Raw genomic sequence first — 20913 nt, forward strand, 5'->3', positions numbered from 1 at the left:
TTGTCAAGTTTTTGTTTGAGTTTTTCACTAACGAACATAAATTTGATTTCCCCAAAATACGTCAATATACTTACACAGAAAAAATCATTTAGGATTGAGCTAAATAAAGAAAATCATTTAGGATTGCTATAGACCAAGTTTACAAAATTCTCACCAATCCCGAATTGAGCTGCGACACAGTGACAGCACCTGCAGAAAGTGCCGCTGCTGTGTCTCAACCTCAACCCGCTCAAAGCGCTAAATACCAATCTCTGCCGCAGGTGCGAATCGGTGCGATCGCAGGTCTGTTGGAACTCTTGGAAGACCGCAAGGAGAAAGACCTCTACCGCCTCGGTCAAGAATTAATGTTAGAGGTTGACGACATTTTGCCGATCGTGGAAGGAGCAAAATTAATGGATTTTCTGGTAATCCAAGAAGGCGACCTCATTTTAACTCCTGTTGGCATTCAGTTCATTGCCGGCGGAATTGACCAGCGAAAACAAATTGTTCGCACCCAAATTCTCAGTAATATTCGCCTCGTACAGCAAATTTCTAGAATGCTTCAGGCAAAGCGCAATCAGCGCATTTCTGAAGAGTTGATTTTGGATATTCTCGAAACCCACTTTAGCCCCCAAGAAGCAATGCGGCAATTGAAAACTGCTATTGATTGGGGACGTTATGCAGAGTTGTACAGCTACGACGAACCAGGGGGCGAAATTTTCTTAGAATCGGAAGATAAAGCTGAGTAGTTATTTGCTATTTGTTATTTGTTATGGGTTAGTTGTTATTTATTATTTGTGGGTAACTTAGTCTTATTTGTTGGTATCTTAGTCTTGTTCTCAGGCTCTGCCTGGGAATACATACCCGGAGGCTCTGCCTCCAATAACCAATAACCAATAACTAATAACCAATGCCCGATGCCCGATGCCCGATGCCCGATGCCCGATGCCCGATGCCCGATGCCCGATGCCCGATACCCGATACCCGATGCCCGATGCCCAATGCCCGATGCCTAATAACTAATTATTATGACAAGACCTCTAACACCAGCAAATAAAACTTTAGAAAGGTCAGCTTGGACTTGGCAAGACGGCTTGCTGATTCTAGCAATCTTCTCTCTAATTTTGGTAATTGTCCAAACAGCTTCTCAATTCAGCAGTGACTACAACCCAAATTTTAAAATTGAGACCACGCTAAATGTCTTGCCAGCATATACAGCCCAGACTCTTTTACGCATGGCAGCAGCCTATTTTTTAGCGCTGCTGTTTACCCTAGTTTATGCTTATTCTGCTTACCGCTTTCCCCTGGCAGCAAAAATTTTAATTCCCTTGTTAGACATTTTGCAGTCGATTCCGGTTTTATCTTTTTTGCCGGGAGTTGTTTTAGCGCTAGTTACTTTATTTCCAGGTCAAATAATCGGCGTAGAACTCGCATCGATTATCTTAATATTTACTGGGATGACTTGGAACATGACCTTTAGTTTCTATCAGTCACTTTCGGGAATTCCACGAGAACTTAAGGAAGCTGCTCAAGTTTATCGGCTGAATGCTTGGCAGCAGTTCTGGACGTTAGAATTGCCTGCTGGGGCGATCGGACTGGTGTGGAATAGCGTCATGTCAGTGGCGGGCGGCTGGTTCTTTTTGATTGCGATCGAATCTTTTACCTTGGGGGAGAAAAACTTTAATTTGCCCGGACTCGGTTCCTATTTGGGCAAGGCAGCCAATGAAGGCAATTTTGGGGCAGTCGGCTGGGGTTTAGCAGTCTTAATTGGGGTGATTATAGCCATAGACTTTTTCATCTGGCAGCCTTTAATTGCTTGGGTAGAAAAGTTTAAATATCAAGCGGTGGAAGCTACCAATGTACCGCAGTCAAATGTATTAGATTTTTTAAGGCGCTCGGCGACGCTGCGGGTTTTGAAGTCGCGTATTTCGCCGATCAGCGACAGTTTTGATCGTGGTTTGGCAAGAGCTTTTGCACCTGTTAATTTACCAGCAAATCCTCGCCAAGGAAGCCACATTGGAAATTGGATAAATTGGATATTTGTCAGCGGGTTTGCCCTCATTGTGCTTTGGGGCACTTGGGAAGCGGTGCTGCTGCTGCGGTTGCTGAATTTGTCTGACTGGCAAAAAGTCATAACAGGTGCATTTTTCACAGCTTTGCGGGTCATTTGCGCGCTATTTTTATCGCTGTTGTGGACAGTGCCGGTCGGAGTTGCGATCGGTCGAAATCCCCGTTTAGCTCAGATTTTGCAACCCTTGGTACAAATAGCCGCTTCTGTACCGGCAACCGCTTTATTCCCCGTATTACTACTAGCTTTAATTCACGCTGGAGGAGGGTTGGAAATTGGTTCAGTAGCGCTGATGATGTTGGGTACAATGTGGTATTTGCTATTTAATGTTATTGCTGGCGCTCAATCGATACCTTCCGAGTTGTTTGAAGCCGCGCAAGTTTACAAACTTTCCCGAGTTCAGCGCTGGAAAACTTTAATTCTACCCGGAATTTTTCCTTATTTAATCACAGGAATTATTACGGCGGTTGGCGGAGCTTGGAATGCCAGTATTGTCAGTGAATACGTGCAGTTTAAAGGTGAAATAATTACCACAAGCGGTTTGGGTGAGACGATTTCTCAGGCGACGGCATCTGGAAATTTTCCCTTGCTTTTGGCTGCTACTTCTGTGATGTCGCTGTTGGTTGTAGTGACTAACCGTTTAGTGTGGCGGCCACTTTACCGTTTGGCGGAAGAGAAATATCAATTGTTGGTTTAAGTCGATCAATATAAAAAACATCATACCAAACCAAAAAAACAGGTTTCGAGGATATATCTGGGTTTGGGTGGTGAAGCCTCCACGAAGAAACTGGGTTGCTAACCCCGGTCGTATAAATCGTATAACTGCAACCAGTGGCGTCAATAGGCTCTAAACTGGATTCAGGAAGGCGCGCAGCACAGGTTTAGGAGGGTCATCAGTGACAGAAAAAAGTTATCAATCGTCTTCTCTACCCACCTACGCGCGAAAGGAACTGCGGGAATTAGTTCGATCGCAGTTAAGGGCCCTGTTGGAAGAAGGAGACTTTAAAGGAGCAAAAGCAATTTTGCACCCGGTGCAGGAAGCAGACATAGCTGAAGCTATCGAAGGCCTGCCAGAAACTATGCAAGTAATAGCTTTCCGCTTGCTTTCCAAAGACGAAGCGATCGCAGTTTACGAATATCTCGACTCCAGCGTTCAGCAGTCCCTCTGCGAAAAATTCAAACGCCAAGAAGTCATTGATATTGTAGACAAAATGTCCCCGGACGATCGAGCTAAACTCTTTGACGAACTGCCGGCAATATTAGTCCGCCGCCTCTTAGGTGAATTGAGCCCAACGGAACGCGAAGCTACGGCTCAACTTTTGGGTTACGAAGCCAGTACCGCCGGTCGGATCATGACCCCGGAATACATTTCTCTCAAAGAAAGCTTTACCGTCGCCCAAGCTTTAGACAGAATTCGCTCTTTGGCTAAAACTACCGAAACAATTTATTCTCTTTACGTCACTGACGCCGGACGCAGCTTGACCGGCATTTTATCCTTGCGGGATTTAGTCACTTCGCCCCTCGACAAAACTGTCGGCGAAATTATGACCCGCGACGTAGTTTCTGTTCAAACAGGAACGGATCAAGAAGAAGTAGCTAGGCTGATCCAGCGTTACGATTTTTTAGCTGTGCCCGTTGTAGACCGCGAACAGCGGCTGGTCGGCATCATTACAGTTGACGATGCGATCGACATTTTAGAACAAGAAGCAGCCAAAGATATTTATACCTTGGGCGGCGTCCAGTCCGGTGGCGACAATTATTTTCAGACCGATTTAATCACTGTTGCCCGGAAAAGGGTGGTGTGGCTGTTTGTTCTGCTTTTAACTAATACTGTCACCGGCGCAATTATTCGAGCTCAAGAAGATATTTTGAACCAAGTAGTTGCCCTAGCAGCCTTTATTCCCCTGCTGACTGGCACTGGAGGCAATGTCGGAGCTCAGTCCTCAACTGTTGTAATTCGCGGTTTGAACACTGACGAAATTACAGCAATGGGCCCGTTTCAAGTAATTATTCGGGAGGGGATGGCGGGAGCGCTGCTAGGAGCTATATTGGGGACTGTAGCGACGGGCTGGGCTTACACTCTGCAAGGGAGTTTAGAAGTGGCACTCGCGGTGGGAGTGAGTTTGTTTGCGATCGCAATTTTAGCTTCTATTGCCGGTTCAGCTCTGCCGTTTCTATTTCGTTCTTTGGGTTTAGACCCCGCTTTAATGTCTGCTCCTTTTATTACCACCGCAGTTGATGTCCTCGGGGTGTTGATTTATTTCACTTTAGCTCGAGTAATTTTGCAAATTTAATATATTTAAGTATATTGTTATATAAAAAAAACTATAGTAATTTTCAATTCGGCGATCTACAGCCTCCCTATGCCCTATGCCCTATGCCCTATGCCCTATGCCCTATGCCCTATGCCCAATTCCCAATTCCCAATTAACTTATGTCATCATCCAATTCACCCACCAAAATCCAAAATCCCACGTCCAGCAATTTGTTAGAAACTGCTGAATTGGTTTTTCTTGCTGCCTCTGCTGTGGGCTTGGCTGCTAGTTTGGTTTGGGAACAGAGCGTTTATGCTCAAGTGCCTGTAGTGATTGCGTTGGTGTTGAATTTTGTGAACCGGCAGAAGCTGCACAGGCAAGTTAAAGCAAGTACGGCGGCTACGTTCGATCGGGTAAATCAACAAGCAGCTACTACCGATCGCGCGATCGAGGAATTGCAACTCGCTGTAAATGCTTTAGACGAAGCTGTTGCTCAAACATCTCGCGAAAATCTCAATGTTGGGCCTGGAGAAAACGTACACTCTCTAATTTCAGCAATTGAGAACCTGCGCCAGCGACTAATAATTTTAGAAAAAACTATTAAAATGATTCAAAGCGAGATCGAACTCACCAGCCGCCAATTCAAACAGCGACCGGAGTTGCAACAAGTCGAAACTTTGACAACAATAATTCTGGACTTGCAGCAGTTTATCAATGAACTGCCACAGTGGGGCAGTTTGCAGCAGCGACAGCTAACAGAACTTCAGCAAAAAGTAGACAGTGCTTTGGCTGAGCTTTCAGAAGAAATTGCTGTAATTCCCAACCGCGTGCAAGAGGCGCTAGCTAGTCGCGGTGGGGAAATTAACCCACAGTTGGTTTCTGGTTTGAATGCCGATCAAAAGAATGGTTATCGACCTAAAACCCAGAATGAGAAAATTCGCCAGAAATATCCCAGAGCTTATGTCAAGTGGAGTCAGGATGAAGACGAAAATTTGAAGAAAGAATATGCTAGCGGGCAACAAATTGACGAATTAGCTCAGAGATTTCAGCGACAGCCTAGTGCGATTCGTTCGCGATTACAAAAATTAGGATTAATCGAATAATGGTAATATCATTTCCGGTTACACCGGAATGATGTTGACTGTTCACTGTTCACTGTTCACTGTCAACAGTCAACAGTGAACTCGAATTTACTATTCCGATGGTAACGGATTTGATATAATTTGTAACCACAAAAAACAGTCAACAGTCAACAGTCAACAGTCAACAGTCAACTGACAAATAACAAATAACAAAGCGATCGCCCTTTTTTTTCAAAAGAGCGATCGCTTTGTTTATGTATTCAGTACCGGCTGCCAACAGCGGGCCACTAACATCACATCTCAAGGCTTTTTAGCCTTGGTCTACCTCATTTTAGAAATCTTGGGGTAACAAAGAACTTAAACGCTCCAACAAAGGATCGGAATTCCGAGGAGGAGCAACTTCAGCATCAGACACTACATTATCATCCGCCACAGACTCAGACTCAATTGGGCCAGGCTCTACTACTTTTGAAACTTGGGCAAAAGAAACTTGAGCAAACTTACTGTTAACACTTCCCTGCAACTGATCCAACTGGGCGCTGAGTTGATTCAGGTGATGTTCCAGTCCCTCCAAACGGCTTAATTCCTCTGCCGAAACATTGTGCTCAAACTCAGCAAATTTGACCACAAGTTCAGCAATACGCTGTTCCAACCGCTGAAAGCTCTGTGTAGAGCTAGCAGACTCAGATACAGACAAAAACTGCCACAAAGCTTGCTTGCAGAGATTGCTGAAAGTCTGATACTTCGTAAAAGCCAACTCTTTTTCAATAGCGGCCAGCAAAGTTTGATCCGCAGCATCTTCTGTAAACGCCACCGAGAAATTCGCCTTATTTTTTGCCCACAGTGCCATAGGGTTCAAGCCTTAATGCGTTACTTAATCGTGGCTAGCTGAGCCTCAGCATAAATAAACTGTCCCAAAGCATTAGCTTTCCGGGAAGGCTGAGCCAAGTGAGCCTTAAGATTGGCGTCTTTAAGCAAAGGTTGCAAAACCTCCCAGAAAAACTCGCCGCCACCGCCAGTCAGAACCACATCCGTCACCCGTTCCGGCAGCCACTGCACCAAACGTTCGGACAGTTCGTTAGCGAAAGCCTCTCGCAAATCCTTAATAATCGGATCTAAATTAGTCGGCTTAGTCGCTCCTCTCGGACGGTAGAAACGCTGGCCTTCCGGTTTATTCACCGCTTCCAGTAAAGACAGAGATTGAGGGTCTGCTCCCGGAATCTTTGAGGCAACTTGTTCGTAGAACTTGTTCATTGCGAAGGAATCGCTCTTAGAAGCTGCCCGGGCGAACCGGAAACGATCGACCATTAACAAATCGGTAGTTTGGTGTCCAATATCAACAACCGCCACCGACAGTTCGGGCAACTCCGGCGTAAACTCCTTGTTATCTTGAGCCTCGCACCAAATCAGGCTGCCGAACCCTTCCGGCATCACCCAAACGTGACTGATATTAATATCCACACGCTCGCCCCGGTACACCACAACGTGGGGAGAGCGCAGTTGGCTGATAATCTCTTCCTTTTCCTTCTCAAACTGATCCTGGGAATAAAACGGCAAACCCAGCACAACTGCTATTTCGCCCTTCATCTGGAAATATCCAGCACAGGAAAAAACCTTAACCAAAGCATCTACTACTTTCGACTGGTCGGCGCCGCCGAGATTAGCGCCAAAATCTGCAGCCAATTGGCCGATCGCGTAGCCCTTGCCCTGGTACTCCAGCCACATATCCAACAGAGGGTCTGTTGCTTTCGACTCAAAGCTGCCGCCACGAACCTTTTCAACGGGCATAGCAGCCACGTTGGCAGGGATGAAAACCACGCTGCTCGGGTTGCGACTCACGCAGGCTTTAGTTGCCGTCCGACCCAAATCAGCACTAATAATCGATTTGTGAGAAGCGATCTTAGTCTGCTGCGTCAGCATAGCCGAATTAGGAACAAGCTGTCTAGTTGTCATTGAAATGTGTTACCTCACTGAGCCTCACCATTATCATGCCTTATCCCTTGACACTGCCACGCTTAAAGACAGTGGGTGAAAGCGGCGATTCTTCTAACTCTACCTAGATCGGTATCGAAATCAGCACCAAATATTATATTCGGGACGATCGCCCTTACCGTAACTAACCTAACTTTTTCTGGAAGCATCGTCCTCGAAGCTCTGTTGCCTGAGAGTGCATTGTTAAGTTAAATTTAGTTAAGATTCTGAGTGTAAACTTTTGTCGCACTTCTCCGACACCGCGATCTTACCCGATCTGTCCCCAATTCAAGGCATCCGCATTTATGAAAATTTCTTGGCGAACTATACTACTTTGGACTTTACCCGCCTTAGTCATCGGCTTTTTCTTGTGGCAGGGGGCCTTTGCCCCATCCCCGGCAGAAATGAGCAAGAACACCGCCAGCACCCGCCTGAGCTACGGTCGATTCTTAGATTACTTAAACGCCGGTCGAGTGACCAGCGTTGACCTTTACGACGGAGGTCGGACGGCTATTGTCCTAGCAGTCGATCCCGAACTGGACAATCACGAGCAGCGGTGGCGGGTAGACTTGCCCTCAAATGCCCCGGAATTGGTTTCTAGGCTCAGAGACTCCAAAATCAGCTTCGACACCCACCCACTACGCAACGACGGTGCTGTCTGGGGACTTTTAGGCAATCTAGTATTTCCCCTCTTGTTAGTAGGAGGCCTGTTTTTCCTTTTCCGCCGCGGTGGCAACGTTCCCGGCGGCCCTGGTCAAGCCATGAATTTTGGCAAGTCCAAAGCTCGCTTTCAAATGGAAGCTAAAACAGGCGTACTGTTCGACGACGTAGCAGGCGTTGAGGAAGCTAAAGAAGAACTACAAGAAGTAGTGACATTCCTCAAAAAACCCGAACGCTTCACCGCAGTCGGGGCGAAGATTCCCAAAGGCGTGCTGCTAGTTGGCCCTCCCGGAACCGGTAAAACCCTGCTGGCAAAAGCGATCGCAGGCGAAGCTGGCGTGCCTTTCTTCAGCATATCCGGTTCGGAATTTGTCGAAATGTTCGTCGGTGTCGGCGCTTCCCGCGTTCGGGACTTGTTCAAGAAAGCTAAAGAAAATGCTCCTTGCATCATCTTTATCGATGAAATCGATGCAGTGGGCCGCCAGCGTGGTGCCGGTATCGGCGGCGGTAACGACGAACGGGAACAAACCCTGAACCAGTTGCTGACCGAAATGGACGGTTTTGAGGGCAATACTGGCATTATCATCATTGCTGCCACGAACCGCCCCGACGTGCTCGACTCAGCGTTGCTGCGTCCGGGACGTTTTGACCGCCAAGTTAGCGTAGATACGCCGGATATCAAAGGCCGCTTGGAAATTTTGGAAGTTCACGCGCGCAACAAGAAGCTGTCTACAGAGATTTCTCTGGACGCCATCGCCCGCCGCACTCCTGGTTTTACCGGCGCTGATTTGGCTAACTTGCTCAACGAGGCTGCTATTTTAACCGCCCGCCGCCGCAAAGAAGCGATTACGATGCTCGAAATTGACGATGCAGTCGATCGCGTGGTAGCAGGTATGGAAGGCACTCCCTTGGTGGACAGCAAGAGCAAGCGCTTGATTGCTTACCACGAAATCGGCCACGCGATCGTCGGTACAATCATTCAAGCCCACGATCCAGTTCAAAAAGTTACCTTAGTTCCTCGTGGACAGGCCCGCGGCTTAACTTGGTTCATGCCCAGCGAAGACCAAGGTTTGATTTCTCGATCGCAAATTTTAGCCCGGATTAGCGGTGCTTTGGGTGGCCGCGCAGCCGAAGAAGTAGTTTTCGGCGATGCCGAAGTAACCACCGGTGCCGGCAACGACTTGCAGCAAGTCAGCGGCATGGCGCGGCAAATGGTGACTCGCTATGGGATGTCTACCTTGGGCCCGATCGCCCTGGAAGCCCAGCAAAGCGAAATTTTCCTCGGCCGCGACTACACAGCGCGATCGGAATATTCCGAAGAAATAGCCTCTCGGATTGACGGACAAGTTCGAGCAATTGTCGATCACTGTTACGACGACGCCCGCCGAATTATTCGCGAAAATCGCACGGTGATCGATCGCTTAGTCGATTTGTTGATCGAAAAAGAAACCATCGACGGCGAAGAGTTGCGCCTAATCGTCTCTGAATACACTTTTGTTCCTGAAAAAGAACAATACGTTCCTCAGCTTTAAGACTTGTTTAAAAATTAAGGGCACGGGAATCCCGTGTCTTTAAAAAGTAGGGACGCAAAACTATTGCCACGTCCCTACTTTTTTATTAAACTGTCAATAATATTAAACCGCATCTAAACACCAATTAACGCAGATGAATACTACATTTGCCCTACATACTAAGAATTCGTCATTTTTTTTAATAGCAGCTTTTATTTTTGTTGGTGTCAATACTTTGAGCGCCCGCGCCGAAAAATCAAGATGTTTTGTAGATATTTGCATCGACTCCAGCAGCGTTGAATTAAGCAAATCCGATATTCCCGGTGCTCCCTCTTATCCAGTCAGAACTATTTTAGTAACTCAACAGTTTAGTAACGATAAATTGTTGGCGCAAATGGAAGTTGACTGCCAGCAACGACAGTTGAGAACTGTCAGAGTTAGCCAAGATGGCGAAAATTGGTCGAATTTCTCTCCGAAATGGACTTTAGTCGATGGCCACTCATCTTTGTCTCGGCTGGTTGACTATACTTGTAAATTGGCGATCGCAGAACAAGAGAATAAATAAGTAGACCCAGAAAAAAACCGAGCACCTATATCTTCAACCCTTGCCCCTTGCGCGTGCAAGTCTGTGTACTCGTAAAATCAGCCGTTTCAACCGCCGAGTGTTAATATTACATTCAATCTAAAATCTAAAATCGGATGAGTGTTAATATTACACTCAATCTAAAATCTAAAATCTAAAATCGGATGAGTGTTAATATTACACTCAATCTAAAATCTAAAATCTAAAATCTAAAATCGAATGACCAACCCCACCGAATATCGGCAAAGACGCGAACAATTAATGGCCAAAATTGGCAGCGGGACGGCGATATTTCGCAGCGCGCCCGCAGCCGTCATGCACAACGATGTAGAATACGCATACCGACAAGATAGCGATTTTTTCTACTTAACCGGTTTCAACGAAGCTGCGGCGGTAACAGTTCTCGCGCCGCACCATGAAGAACACAAATTTGTTTTGTTTGTGCAGCCAAAAGACTTGGAAAAAGAAACTTGGCACGGCTATCGCGCCGGAGTAGAAGGCGCTAAGGAATTGTACGGCGCGGATGAAGCTTTCCCCATCGCCGAACTTGCGGAAAAACTGCCGAAATATTTAGAAAAGGCCGATCGCATATACTATCACTTCGGGCGCGATCGTAGTTTCGACCAAACAGTCCTCAATCACTGGCAGCGCTTGATGGCAACCTACCCAAAACGCGGCACAGGCCCGACAGCAATCGAAGATTCCAACATCATTTTACACCCGATGCGGCTGGTGAAAAGCGAAACTGAATTAGCATTAATGCGAAAAGCCGCTAATATCTCAGTTGCAGCGCACAACCGCGCCCAAGAATTCGCTAAACCGGGCAGGTACGAATATGAAATTCAAGCTGAAATAGAACATACTTTTGGCTTAAATGGCTGCACTCCCGCTTACCCTTCAATTGTTGCATCAGGTTACAATTCCTGCGTCCTCCACTACATCGAAAACAACCGCCAAATGCAGGAAAACGATTTGTTGCTAATAGATGCCGGTTGTGCTTGCGACTACTACAACGCTGATATTACTCGCACCTTTCCTGTTAGCGGCAAATTTACAACTGAACAACAGATAATTTATGACTTAGTTTTGCAAGCACAATTGCAGGCAATTAGTCAAGTATATCCCGGAAATCCTTACAGCAAAATTCATGAAACGGCAGTGCGCGTTTTGGTGGAAGGTTTAATGGATTTAAAACTTTTGGTGGGGGACATTGAAGAGATAATTAAAGAAGAGAAATACAAGCCATTTTATATGCACCGTACTGGTCATTGGCTGGGACTGGATGTGCACGATGTCGGCGTTTATCAGTACGGCGAAAATTCGCAAGTTTTGCAGGCAGGACAAGTGCTGACGGTGGAACCAGGGATTTATATTTCTCCTTATATTAAACCCGTTGAAGGACAGCCGGAGGTTCCTGAAAAATGGCGCGGTATTGGTGTGAGAATTGAAGATGATGTTTTGGTGACGTTGGAAAGTCATGAAGTCTTGACGGCGGGAGTTCCTAAATAATTGTTGACTGTTGACTGTTGACTGTTGACTGTTGACTGTTTGAACAATACCGATGCAACCGGAAACGATTTATGTAGGGTGCGGATCTGTTCTATGGTTCAATGGAATTTGCTCCTGGACGGGTGGCGACGCACCTTACTTACAACTTGATTGTGTGTACCGCATATAAATTGAATCTGCTGTAAGTTGGCAGTGTAGGCTTGAGCTTTGTTAGTATTGGCTTGAAAAAGCTCAAGTCCGCAACTGCTAAACCTAGAGCAATTATGTGTATTGATCCTACCAAGATCGATCGACCTCTCGAAACCTGCGAAGCATTAGTAGCAGAGCAAAAAGCCAAAATTCGGCAACTTGAAGAGGATTTGCAGCAGCGGAGAGAATTGTGCCAGAAATTAGAAGCACAACTCAAAACAGTCGAGAATGCTGGCTTTTCGGGTTCCGCAACTGAATTTGATATCACCGAGGACGATCGTATTCAGTTAATCGCATCTCTGGAAAAAAGCCAGGAAATGTACCGAACTCTCATCAAACATTATCCCAATGGTTCGGTGTTTTTGTTCGATCGCGATTTGCGCTATACTCTGGTTGACGGGCTAGGGTTGGCAGTAGTTGGTTTGTCCAAAGAACTGTTGGAAGGCAAAACATTGTGGGAAGTATCGCCACCAGAAGATTTGCCGCTTTTTGAGACTACATATCGCGCGGCTTTGGCAGGAAAAGAGAATACTTTTGAATATAAATACGGCGGTCGCGTTTATTCCACAACAATTGCTCCCGTCAAAAACGACAGGGAAGAAATTTTTGCAGGGATGGTCGTTACTCAAGATATTACCGAAAAAAAACAGGCAGAAATAGCCCTGGAAGAAATCACAAATCAGCTAGAAATTAAATATCAAAAGCGCACTGAAGACTTGAAAACAGCCAACAAGCAATTGCAGGAAGAAATTCTCTCTCGCTGGCGCGCCGAAAAAGCTCTGCGGGAAAGCCAGGAACAGCTAGAATTGTTTTTCTCTCAATCTTTAGATGGCTTTTTCTTTATGATGCTGGACGAACCAGTGCATTGGGACAATAGCGTTGACAAAGAAAAAGTCTTGGATTACATATTTGCTAACGGGCGGGTAACGAAGGCAAATGATGCTTTGATAGCTCAATACGGGGGTACGAGGGAAGAGTTTATTGGTCGGACGCTTTACTCTTTTTTATCGCACAACTTGACTGGCGGCAGAAAGATAATAAGGCAATTTTTTGATGCTGGAAGAATTCACCTCGAAAATGAAAATCGCAAGTTTGACGGGGCTCCATTTTGGGTAGAAGGCGACTATATTTGCATTTACGATTTCCACGGCAGAATCGTCGGGTATTTTGGCGCGCAGCGCGATATTAGCGATCGCAAAAAAGCAGAAGCAACCCTCAGAGATAGCGAAGAACGCTTTCGGGCAACCGTCGAACAAGCGGCAGTCGGCATTACCCACCCTGACCAAACAGGCCGCTATTTGCGAGTCAATCAAAAATTCTGCGAGATAGTGGGATATAGTGCGAGCGAACTACTGTCGCGAACCTGGATGGACGTTACTTACCCAGAAGATATAGATGCAGATTTAAAACAAAACAAGAAATTATTTGCCGGGGAAATTGACAGTTTTAAAATGGAAAAACGCTTGCTGCACAAAGACGGCAGTGTAGTTTGGGTAAATATTACAGTATCGCTCATCCAAGAACCGCTGAGCGGGGCAATTTACAATGTAGTAGTGACAGAAGATATTAGCCCTCGCAAAAAAACAGAAGCAGCGCTGAAAGAAAGCGAAGAAAGGTTCCGACAGCTAGCAGAAAACATTGAAAGCGTGTTTTGGATGGTCAATGTTCAACCCCAGAAAATTGTTTATATCAGTCCGGCTTACGAAAAGATTTGGGGCAGAAGCTGCGCTGATTTGTATGCTTACGGGCGCTTTTTTGCAGATTCCCTCCATCCAGAAGATCGCGAGCGCGTTATTGCTAATTTAACTAGAAAAATCGAGTATGAAGACGAAATAGAATATCGAATTGTCAGGCCGGACGGCAAAATTCGCTGGATTCGCGATCGGGCTTTTCCGATTAGAAATCAATCTGGTCAAGTTTACCGCATCGTGGGCATTGCAGTAGATATTACCGCACGCAAACAGGCTGAAAAAACTATCCGCGAAAGTGAAGAACGCTTCCGCCAGTTAGCAGAAAATATCCAAGATTCCGTCTGGCTAATGTCTGCGGAATTCACCGATTTATTGTATCTGAGTCCAGCTTACGAACAAATCTGGGGGCGCAGTCGCGAAGAATTGTATGCCGAACCCTTAAAAATGATGGAGTGGGTGCATCCAGAAGATAAATGCTTGTTGGAAGAGGCAATGGGGCAAGTGTTGCAAGGCGAGTCTACCAATAGCGAATATCGGATTTTTCTGCCAGACGGCACAATTCGCTGGGTGTGCGATCGAGCTTTTCCCATTTACGACGAATCGGGCAACATTTACCGCATCGCGGGTATTGCCGAAGATATCAGCGATCGCAAATTTACCGAAGCCCGCATTCAAGCAGCACTCCGCGAAAAAGAAGTATTGCTCAAAGAAATTCACCACCGAGTCAAAAATAATATGCAGGTAATTTCCAGCCTGTTGCAACTTCAAGCTCAATACATTGAAGACGAAGCAACGCTAACTTTATTTGAAGAAAGCCAGACTCGCATCCATTCGATGGCTCTGATTCACGAGCAACTTTATCAATCCGAAAATCTCGATCAGATCGCCCTGTCCCCCTATGTCGAAAACTTGGTTGCTAATTTGTATCAATCTTTTGGTTGCGGCAATACTTCAATCCAATTTAATCTCAAAATCGCTCCCATTTTTTTAAACATAGAAACAGCAATTCCGTGCGGTTTAATTATTAACGAACTGGTTTCTAACTCTTTAAAATATGCCTTTGTTTCAAGTTTAGCTGGTGAAATAACTATTAATTTTTACCAAGTCAATTCCCACGAATTTCATTTAACTATTCAAGATAACGGTCGTGGATTTCCGGCGAATTTTGACGTGGACAAGAGTGAAACATTAGGATTGCGATTAGTGAAAATGTTGGCTTACCAATTAGAGGCGAGTATTGCCATTGACAGTCAGCGTGGAACCTGCTACACTCTGATTTTCCAAGAGTTAAATTATCGGCAGCGTATTTAACTAAAAATGAACCCTATACAAATTTTGGTTGTAGAAGACGAAGTTATTGTAGCCCAAGACATAGCAGGTCGATTGAAAAAACTGGGATATTCAGTCACAGCTACAGTTTCTTCAGGAGAAGAAGCGATTCAAAAAGCGATAGAAACCCCGCCCGATTTAGTGTTGATGGATATCGTGCTTAAAGGTGACATGGACGGGGTAACAGCAGCCGAGAAAATCAGAACTAATAGGAATGTGCCGACAGTATTTTTAACAGCTTATGCCGACGATCAAACGCTGCAAAGAGCGAAACTTACAGACCCATTCGGTTATATTATCAAACCATTTCAACAAAATGATTTGCGAGTAGCGATCGAGATTGCCCTGCACAGACACGAAATCGAAACCAAGATGCGAGAATCTCTCAAAGCCGCGGAAGCAGTCAGAGAGTCGGTGGAAGAAAAATCGCACCGCCAAAACCAGTATATTTCAATGGCCGCTCACGAATTGCGGAACCCGCTCAACGCAATTTTAATTTCTGCGGAACTTCTCGATCTAGATCGAACTCGCAGCAGTGACGAATCCCAAGTTAGAACCCTGCGGCTGGTGCACTCAGCTACCCAAAAGATGAACCAGCTAATCGACGATATGCTGTTCATGGGCAGGGCAGAATCAGGCCAACTCAAATGCCATCCATTACCGATAAATTTAGTCGAATTTTGTCAAGACTTGCTCGCTCAATTGCAGTTAGGAAATGAAGCCAAGCACAAACTAACATTAATCCCCTCAGATGTTACCAGTGCAATATTAGATCAACAATTGCTGCACGGCATTATTTCTAACTTAATCGTCAACGCCATCAAATATTCTCCAAACGGCGGGCAAGTCACCTTGGAATTGGAATACCGTCAACCAGGCGAGGGAGAAAAAGAAGCTATTTTCTGCTTATCCCCTCAGTGTTTGTTTGGCAATTCCCAATTTACAAATATTAACTCTCCCTCACTAATTCTGCGTATTCGAGACGAAGGTATCGGCATCCCAGAAACTGAAGTAGGGAAAATATTTGAAATGTTTTATCGGTGCAAGAATAGTGGGAAGATTAAAGGTAATGGTTTGGGGTTAACCATTGTTAAAAAAGCTGTGGAATTGCAAGGAGGGGCGATCGCCTGCGAAAGCAAAATGGGCGTGGGTACAACCTTCACAGTCGCCCTTCCTTACGTAGCACTTTCCTGTAAGACTCAACGACAAACAACTTAAATGCCACTACAAACACTAATCAAAGTGTTGCAAAATCCACTCCACAGCCGTCGCTAAATTTGCTGTAATAAAATCCGGTTTAGTATGATGCTGATACTGTCCGCTCAACACGCTTTTCCCGTAACCAGTCTGCACCAAAATGCCAGTACAGCCGGCATTGTGAGCCATATCAACATCAGTCGCTTTATCCCCCACCATAAAACTATTCGGCAAATCCAAATCGTATTCCCAAGCCGCGGCTACCAACATCCCCGTATTTGGTTTTCGCCAAGTCGAATACCGCGTAAATTCGGGGTTTGTTCCGCCTTCGGCTGCGCTTAAATAAGGACAGTAATAAAGAGCATCTAACCTCGCTCCTGCTTCTTTTTCTAATAACTGAGACAGGCGTTTGTGCAAAGCTTCTACGTGGCTGACGGGATTATAACCCCTCGCTGGACCCGATTGATTGGAAACCAAACAGCAAAATATTTCTTTGTCATTTAAACGGCGTACAGCTTCAGCTATTCCGGGGATTAAATTCAAATCTTCTACTTTGTGGATGTAGCCCACTTCGATATTGAGAACGCCATCTCTGTCAAGAAATACTGCTCGTTTCATTGTTGTATTGTTGCTTGAAAATAGGGTTTAGGGTGAGGATGCGGCAGTGTTAGTTGGTGTTAACTTAAGCCTAAAAACCTTTGTATCTATCGTTTAGAGTCGAGTCTAGATCCCCCTAAATCCCCCTTAAGAAGGGGAGTAGGGGTTGACTTTGAGTGTTCCAGTCCTCTTCTTTTTCCGCTTGGGACTTTGACTACTCTTGTCCCCCCCTTATTAAGGGGGGTTAGGGGGGATCGGGAAGACTGGACAAGGAAGACTATAGGCTGGCACAGCGAAAATCTAGGTACGAGCGTCATTCTAAAATAGATTGTTTGCCTAACCATTCGCGGAAACTATTATGATACAAACTATAGCCAATCTCTCCTCCAATTTCTTGTTTATTTAAGAACTCGATCCAATTGTCTAACACTTTTTCAACATCGTATTCATCCTGATCAATTATATTGGATATCGCACTTACAGACAAACCTGCTGTCGATCGTACCAAAACATTCAGCACAGACAAGTCAACTTCCGATAAGCCATCACCTCTCATCCGCAGCCAGTGGTTTTGATAATACGCTGCTAAACCGGGAGGAAGTTCAGAGACAAGTGAGGACTCCCCCAGATTAGCATCAGGGTGTGAATTCTCGTTAATGGCAGGTAACATCTGACTCAGATACATGAAATTGTTTTCGCTGACAGTGGCGAGTTGTTGGCAGAATTCGGGTTGAGTTAAATCCGGTGCGGTTGATAGGTATTGCTGAATGTAGTTCAGGACATCCTCGCGATTTTGGGCGGGATAATCTCTTAAATCGAGAGTTTGAGAGGGCGTTTCAATTAACAAACCGGATTTCTCTCTCAAAAACGGGCGGCGGGCGAGGATAAAATAAGTACGATCGCCCAAATATCTCGGCAGATAAAACAGATTTGAGCTGGGAGGCTGACTCGTGCGGGCGATCGCGTCTACAGAATCAATGACTATTATCAACTTTTGGCGATCGTTTAATTTATCGCTAATTTGCTGAAGCAACAAAGACAGAAACCAACTCCCATCATCGGATTCGAGATTTTGAAGTTGAGATTTGAGCTTGACAATTTCGGATGTTTCCCCATTGGCGGCAAGGTATTTGTCAATCAGTTGAGTGCAGACTGAAGCGAGAAAATCTTCAGCTCGATTTTTGCCCTCAACTGCAGCGTTGTAATAGATACTGCGAGGATGGGCGGTGACATATTGGGCGAGGATGGAACTTTTGCCGCAGCCGGGAGTGCCGACTATTGTGAAATAACCGCGGCTGTGGGAGTCCAGAAAGTCGGATATCGCAGAAAAAACAAACTTGCGCCCTGCAAAATTCTCGGTTTTTTCTCGCAGGAGTTGCTGAAATTCTTTTGGGTAAGAATCGGTAGAGATGGGAGTTGGCAGAGGTGAGGAATTCATGTTAGTTCCTCCACCCCTTCTAGCCGCAGGAAATATACTTGGCCCGATCGATCACCTGCTACAATTGTGACTCCATCGGGGGCGATCGCGCAAGAGGCGATCGAACTTTCACCCGTGAAACTAGCAATGACATTTCCACTCGACAAATCCCAGACTTTGAGGGTTTTGTCATCTGAACCAGAAATCGCCCGTTTGCCGTCGGGGGTGATGGCTACTGCTTTTACCGATTTGCTGTGGTCTTTGAGAGTCAACTGTTCCTTTCCAGTGGTTAAATCCCAGACTTTGAGGGTTTTGTCTCTTGAACCAGAAATCGCTCGCTTGCTATCAGCAGTGACAACAACTGCATTTACCGAGTAGCTGTGACCTTTGAGAGTAAATAGTTCATCTCCTGTTGTTAAACTCCAGACTTTGATGGTCTTGTCCGATGAACCAGAAATCGCCCGTGTGCCGTCGGGCGTGATGGCTACTGCTTTTACCCAGTCGCTGTGACCTTTGAGAATAAATAGTTCACCTCCAGTTGTTAAATCCCAGACTTTGAGGGTTTTGTCCAAAGAACCGGAAACTGCCCGCTTGCCATCCTCCGTTACGGCTACTGCTTTTACCCAGTCGCTGTGACTTTTGAGAATAAATAGTTCACCTCCAGTTGTTAAATCCCAGACTTTGATGGTGTTGTCTCTTGAACCAGAAATTGCCCGCTTGCCATCCTCCGTTACGGCTACTGCATCTACTGAGTTGCTGTGACCTTTGAGAGTAAAAAGTTCCTTCCGAGTTGTTAAATCCCAGATTTTGAGGGTTTTGTCAAATGAACCAGAAATTGCCCGCTTGCCATCCTCCGTTACGACTACTGCATTGACCGAGTTACTGTGACCTTTGAGAGTAAACTCTTCCTTTCCAGTTGTTAAATCCCAGACTTTGATGGTGTTGTCCCAGGAACCAGAAATCGCCCGCTTGCCATCAGCAATGACAGCTATTGCATTTACGGAGTCGCTGTGGCCTTTGAGAGTAAACTCTTCATTTCCAGTTGTTAAATCCCAGATTTTGAGGGTTTTGTCAAATGAACCAGAAATTGCCCGCTTGCCATCCTTGGTGACGGCTACTGCATATACTGAGTTGCTGTGACCTTTGAGAGTAAACTCTTCCTTTCGATTCGTTAAATCCCAAACTTTGAGGGTGTTGTCCCACAAACCAGAAATTGCCCGCTTGCCATCCTCCGTTACGGCTACTGCATATACTGAGTTGCTGTGGCCGAGAGTAAACTCTTCCTTTCCAGTTGTTAAATTCCAGACTTTGAGAGTTTTGTCATCTGAACCAGAAATCGCTCGCTTGCCATCCTCCGTTACGGCTACTGCGTTTACGGAGTAAGTGTGACTTTTGAGAGTAAACAGTGCCTTTCGAGTGGTTAAATCCCAGACTTTGAGGGTTTTGTCATCTGAACCAGAAATCGCTCGCTTGCCATCAGTAATGACGGCTACTGCATTTACCGAGCTGCTGTGACCTTTGAGAGTAAACTCTTCCTTTCCAGTTATTAAATCCCAGATTTTGATGGTGTTGTCTCTTGAACCAGAAATTGCCCGCTTGCCATTAGGAGTAAAAGCTACTGCATATACCCAGTTGCTGTGACCTTTGAGAGTAAACAGTTCCTTTCCAGTTGTTAAATCCCAAACTTTGATGGTGTTGTCTTTTGAACCAGAAATCCCCCGTTTGCCATCCTCCGTTACGGCTACTGCATTTACCCAGTGGCTGTGACCTTCAAGGATGCGTAATAGTCCTCTGCGAGGGGGAGTTAAACAGGCTGTCAAAGGACGCAACCAAGCTGCTGCTTTCCACTGCTTTGCTACCTCCAGCATTGCCTGAATCTCTGGGATTTCAAAGTACAGTAAGCGCCCTAATAATTGCTGCGCCAGTTGTGTTTTATCGCGCTCCAAAATATCGGCTGACATCCACAATACCGATTGAATCAAGTTCAGGGCTTTCGCTATTTCTGGGTTGTACTCTGGGTGAGTTTCTGCTTCTGAAGCGTCAACCAAATTGAAATCATCAATAAGTGCCTGCACCCCAGACTCAGAATGCTGAATCTTTGCCATCAGAAAGTTAAGATTAGGACGCAACCAAGGTGCTACTTTCCAGTGCTTTGCTACCTCCAGCATTGCCTGAATAGCTGGCCTTTCAAAGTACAGTAATGGTTCTAACAATTGCCCGATCACTTGGGTTTTATCTCCATCCAAAATATCGGCTGATATCCACAATACCGCTTGAATCAAGTTCAGGGCTTTCGCTTTTTCTAGATTGTACTTTGGGTGAGTTACTGCTTCTGAATCGTCAAGCAAATTGAAATCATCAATAAGTGCCTGCACCCCAAACTCAGGATGCTGAATCTTTGCCATCAGAAAGTTAAAGTCTGTCAGTTTTTGATAATAGTTTTCTAAATTACCTGACTTGACATAATTTGGCAGTAAGCTGCCCAGATAAGCACGTTGATAGGAAAGTGGTTTGGCAGCTAACTTGTCAGTAAATTCTCCCATCTCACACCATCCCCTGTTCTAAATACTCAGTAATCCCTTCTAGTCGCAGGAAATATACGCGGCCGGATTCGTCGCCTGCGACAATTGTGACTCCATCGGGTGCAATGGCGCAACAGGCGATCGAACTTTTACACGTGAAACTAGCAATGACATTTCCACTCGCCAAATCCCAGACTTTGAGAGTGTTGTCCGATGCACCAGAAATTGCCAGCTTCCCATCAGTAGTGACGGCTACTGCATTTACTGAGTAACTGTGGCCTTCGAGAGTAAACAGTTGCTTTCGATTGGTTAAATCCCAGACTTTGAGGGTGTTGTCCGATGCACCAGAAATT

15 protein-coding genes are annotated in these 20913 nt (G+C 45.6%); 9 read left to right on the plus strand and 6 right to left on the minus strand.

The window, feature by feature from the left end:
- Positions 1-179 precede the first annotated feature (179 nt).
- The 4 genes from QUB37_RS11895 (at position 180) to QUB37_RS11910 (ending at position 5405) form a co-directional block, all read left to right on the plus strand.
- Complete coding sequence (locus tag QUB37_RS11895; RefSeq protein ID WP_333162125.1) at positions 180-728, plus strand: AAA-associated domain-containing protein; 549 nt, start codon at positions 180-182, stop codon at positions 726-728.
- 279 nt (positions 729-1007) lie between these two features.
- Complete coding sequence (locus QUB37_RS11900) at positions 1008-2744, plus strand: ABC transporter permease subunit (protein ID WP_333162127.1); 1737 nt, start codon at positions 1008-1010, stop codon at positions 2742-2744.
- A gap of 199 nt (positions 2745-2943) precedes the next feature.
- Positions 2944-4341, plus strand: a complete 1398-nt coding sequence (gene mgtE, locus QUB37_RS11905) for a magnesium transporter (RefSeq protein WP_333162129.1) — start codon at positions 2944-2946, stop codon at positions 4339-4341.
- A gap of 140 nt (positions 4342-4481) precedes the next feature.
- Positions 4482-5405, plus strand: coding sequence for a hypothetical protein (locus QUB37_RS11910; protein WP_333162131.1), 924 nt, complete (start codon positions 4482-4484; stop codon positions 5403-5405).
- A 310-nt stretch (positions 5406-5715) separates the two neighbouring features.
- Here QUB37_RS11910 and QUB37_RS11915 read toward each other — a convergent pair whose 3' ends face one another.
- Both QUB37_RS11915 and QUB37_RS11920 read right to left on the minus strand, forming a co-directional pair.
- Entirely contained in the window at positions 5716-6234 is a 519-nt protein-coding gene (locus QUB37_RS11915; protein ID WP_333162133.1) for a hypothetical protein, read from the minus strand.
- 20 nt (positions 6235-6254) lie between these two features.
- Positions 6255-7337, minus strand: a complete 1083-nt coding sequence (locus QUB37_RS11920) for a ParM/StbA family protein (RefSeq protein ID WP_172185049.1) — start codon at positions 7335-7337, stop codon at positions 6255-6257.
- Between the two features lie 323 nt (positions 7338-7660).
- Between QUB37_RS11920 and ftsH2 the strand changes: the two genes are divergently transcribed.
- From ftsH2 to QUB37_RS11945, 5 genes are all read left to right on the plus strand, one after another.
- Entirely contained in the window at positions 7661-9547 is a 1887-nt protein-coding gene (ftsH2, locus tag QUB37_RS11925) for an ATP-dependent zinc metalloprotease FtsH2 (protein WP_333162135.1), read from the plus strand.
- Between the two features lie 133 nt (positions 9548-9680).
- A complete protein-coding gene (locus QUB37_RS11930; protein ID WP_333162137.1) occupies positions 9681-10091 on the plus strand; it encodes a hypothetical protein in 411 nt (136 codons plus the stop codon).
- Between the two features lie 237 nt (positions 10092-10328).
- A complete protein-coding gene (locus tag QUB37_RS11935) occupies positions 10329-11618 on the plus strand; it encodes an aminopeptidase P N-terminal domain-containing protein (RefSeq protein WP_333162139.1) in 1290 nt (429 codons plus the stop codon).
- Positions 11619-11881: 263 nt separating this feature from the next.
- Positions 11882-14809, plus strand: a complete 2928-nt coding sequence (locus QUB37_RS11940) for a PAS domain S-box protein (protein ID WP_333162141.1) — start codon at positions 11882-11884, stop codon at positions 14807-14809.
- A 6-nt stretch (positions 14810-14815) separates the two neighbouring features.
- Positions 14816-16045 (plus strand): ATP-binding protein, encoded by a 1230-nt coding sequence (locus QUB37_RS11945; RefSeq protein ID WP_333162143.1) that lies wholly within the window; start codon positions 14816-14818, stop codon positions 16043-16045.
- 15 nt (positions 16046-16060) lie between these two features.
- On the opposite strand, the gene QUB37_RS11950 is transcribed toward QUB37_RS11945, so the two are convergent.
- From QUB37_RS11950 to QUB37_RS11965, 4 genes are all read right to left on the minus strand, one after another.
- Positions 16061-16642 carry an HAD family hydrolase gene (locus QUB37_RS11950; RefSeq protein ID WP_333162145.1) on the minus strand — a complete coding sequence of 194 codons (582 nt, stop codon included), beginning with the start codon at positions 16640-16642 and terminating at the stop codon, positions 16061-16063.
- 292 nt (positions 16643-16934) lie between these two features.
- Positions 16935-18059: an ATP-binding protein gene (locus QUB37_RS11955; RefSeq protein WP_333162147.1), complete on the minus strand. Its 1125-nt coding sequence runs from the start codon at positions 18057-18059 to the stop codon at positions 16935-16937.
- Positions 18056-20581, minus strand: coding sequence for a WD40 repeat domain-containing protein (locus QUB37_RS11960; protein WP_333162149.1), 2526 nt, complete (start codon positions 20579-20581; stop codon positions 18056-18058). Before QUB37_RS11960 ends, QUB37_RS11955 begins: the two co-directional genes overlap by 4 nt.
- A 1-nt stretch (position 20582) precedes the next feature.
- Positions 20583-20913: WD40 repeat domain-containing protein (locus tag QUB37_RS11965; RefSeq protein ID WP_445300023.1), on the minus strand; the 331-nt coding region annotated here is incomplete at its 5' end.

The sequence above is a fragment of the Microcoleus sp. AT3-A2 genome (assembly GCF_036705685.1).
Lineage (GTDB): Bacteria > Cyanobacteriota > Cyanobacteriia > Cyanobacteriales > Microcoleaceae > Microcoleus.

Coding starts and splice junctions, on each gene's coding strand:
- QUB37_RS11940 (WP_333162141.1), top strand. CDS start 11,882: ATGTGTATTGATCCTACCAAGATCGATCGACCTCTCGAAACCTGCGAA.
- QUB37_RS11950 (WP_333162145.1), bottom strand. CDS start 16,642: ATGAAACGAGCAGTATTTCTTGACAGAGATGGCGTTCTCAATATCGAA.
- QUB37_RS11945 (WP_333162143.1), top strand. CDS start 14,816: ATGAACCCTATACAAATTTTGGTTGTAGAAGACGAAGTTATTGTAGCC.
- QUB37_RS11960 (WP_333162149.1), bottom strand. CDS start 20,581: ATGGGAGAATTTACTGACAAGTTAGCTGCCAAACCACTTTCCTATCAA.
- QUB37_RS11920 (WP_172185049.1), bottom strand. CDS start 7,337: ATGACAACTAGACAGCTTGTTCCTAATTCGGCTATGCTGACGCAGCAG.
- QUB37_RS11935 (WP_333162139.1), top strand. CDS start 10,329: ATGACCAACCCCACCGAATATCGGCAAAGACGCGAACAATTAATGGCC.
- QUB37_RS11955 (WP_333162147.1), bottom strand. CDS start 18,059: ATGAATTCCTCACCTCTGCCAACTCCCATCTCTACCGATTCTTACCCA.
- QUB37_RS11910 (WP_333162131.1), top strand. CDS start 4,482: ATGTCATCATCCAATTCACCCACCAAAATCCAAAATCCCACGTCCAGC.
- QUB37_RS11900 (WP_333162127.1), top strand. CDS start 1,008: ATGACAAGACCTCTAACACCAGCAAATAAAACTTTAGAAAGGTCAGCT.
- QUB37_RS11930 (WP_333162137.1), top strand. CDS start 9,681: ATGAATACTACATTTGCCCTACATACTAAGAATTCGTCATTTTTTTTA.
- QUB37_RS11915 (WP_333162133.1), bottom strand. CDS start 6,234: ATGGCACTGTGGGCAAAAAATAAGGCGAATTTCTCGGTGGCGTTTACA.
- ftsH2 (WP_333162135.1), top strand. CDS start 7,661: ATGAAAATTTCTTGGCGAACTATACTACTTTGGACTTTACCCGCCTTA.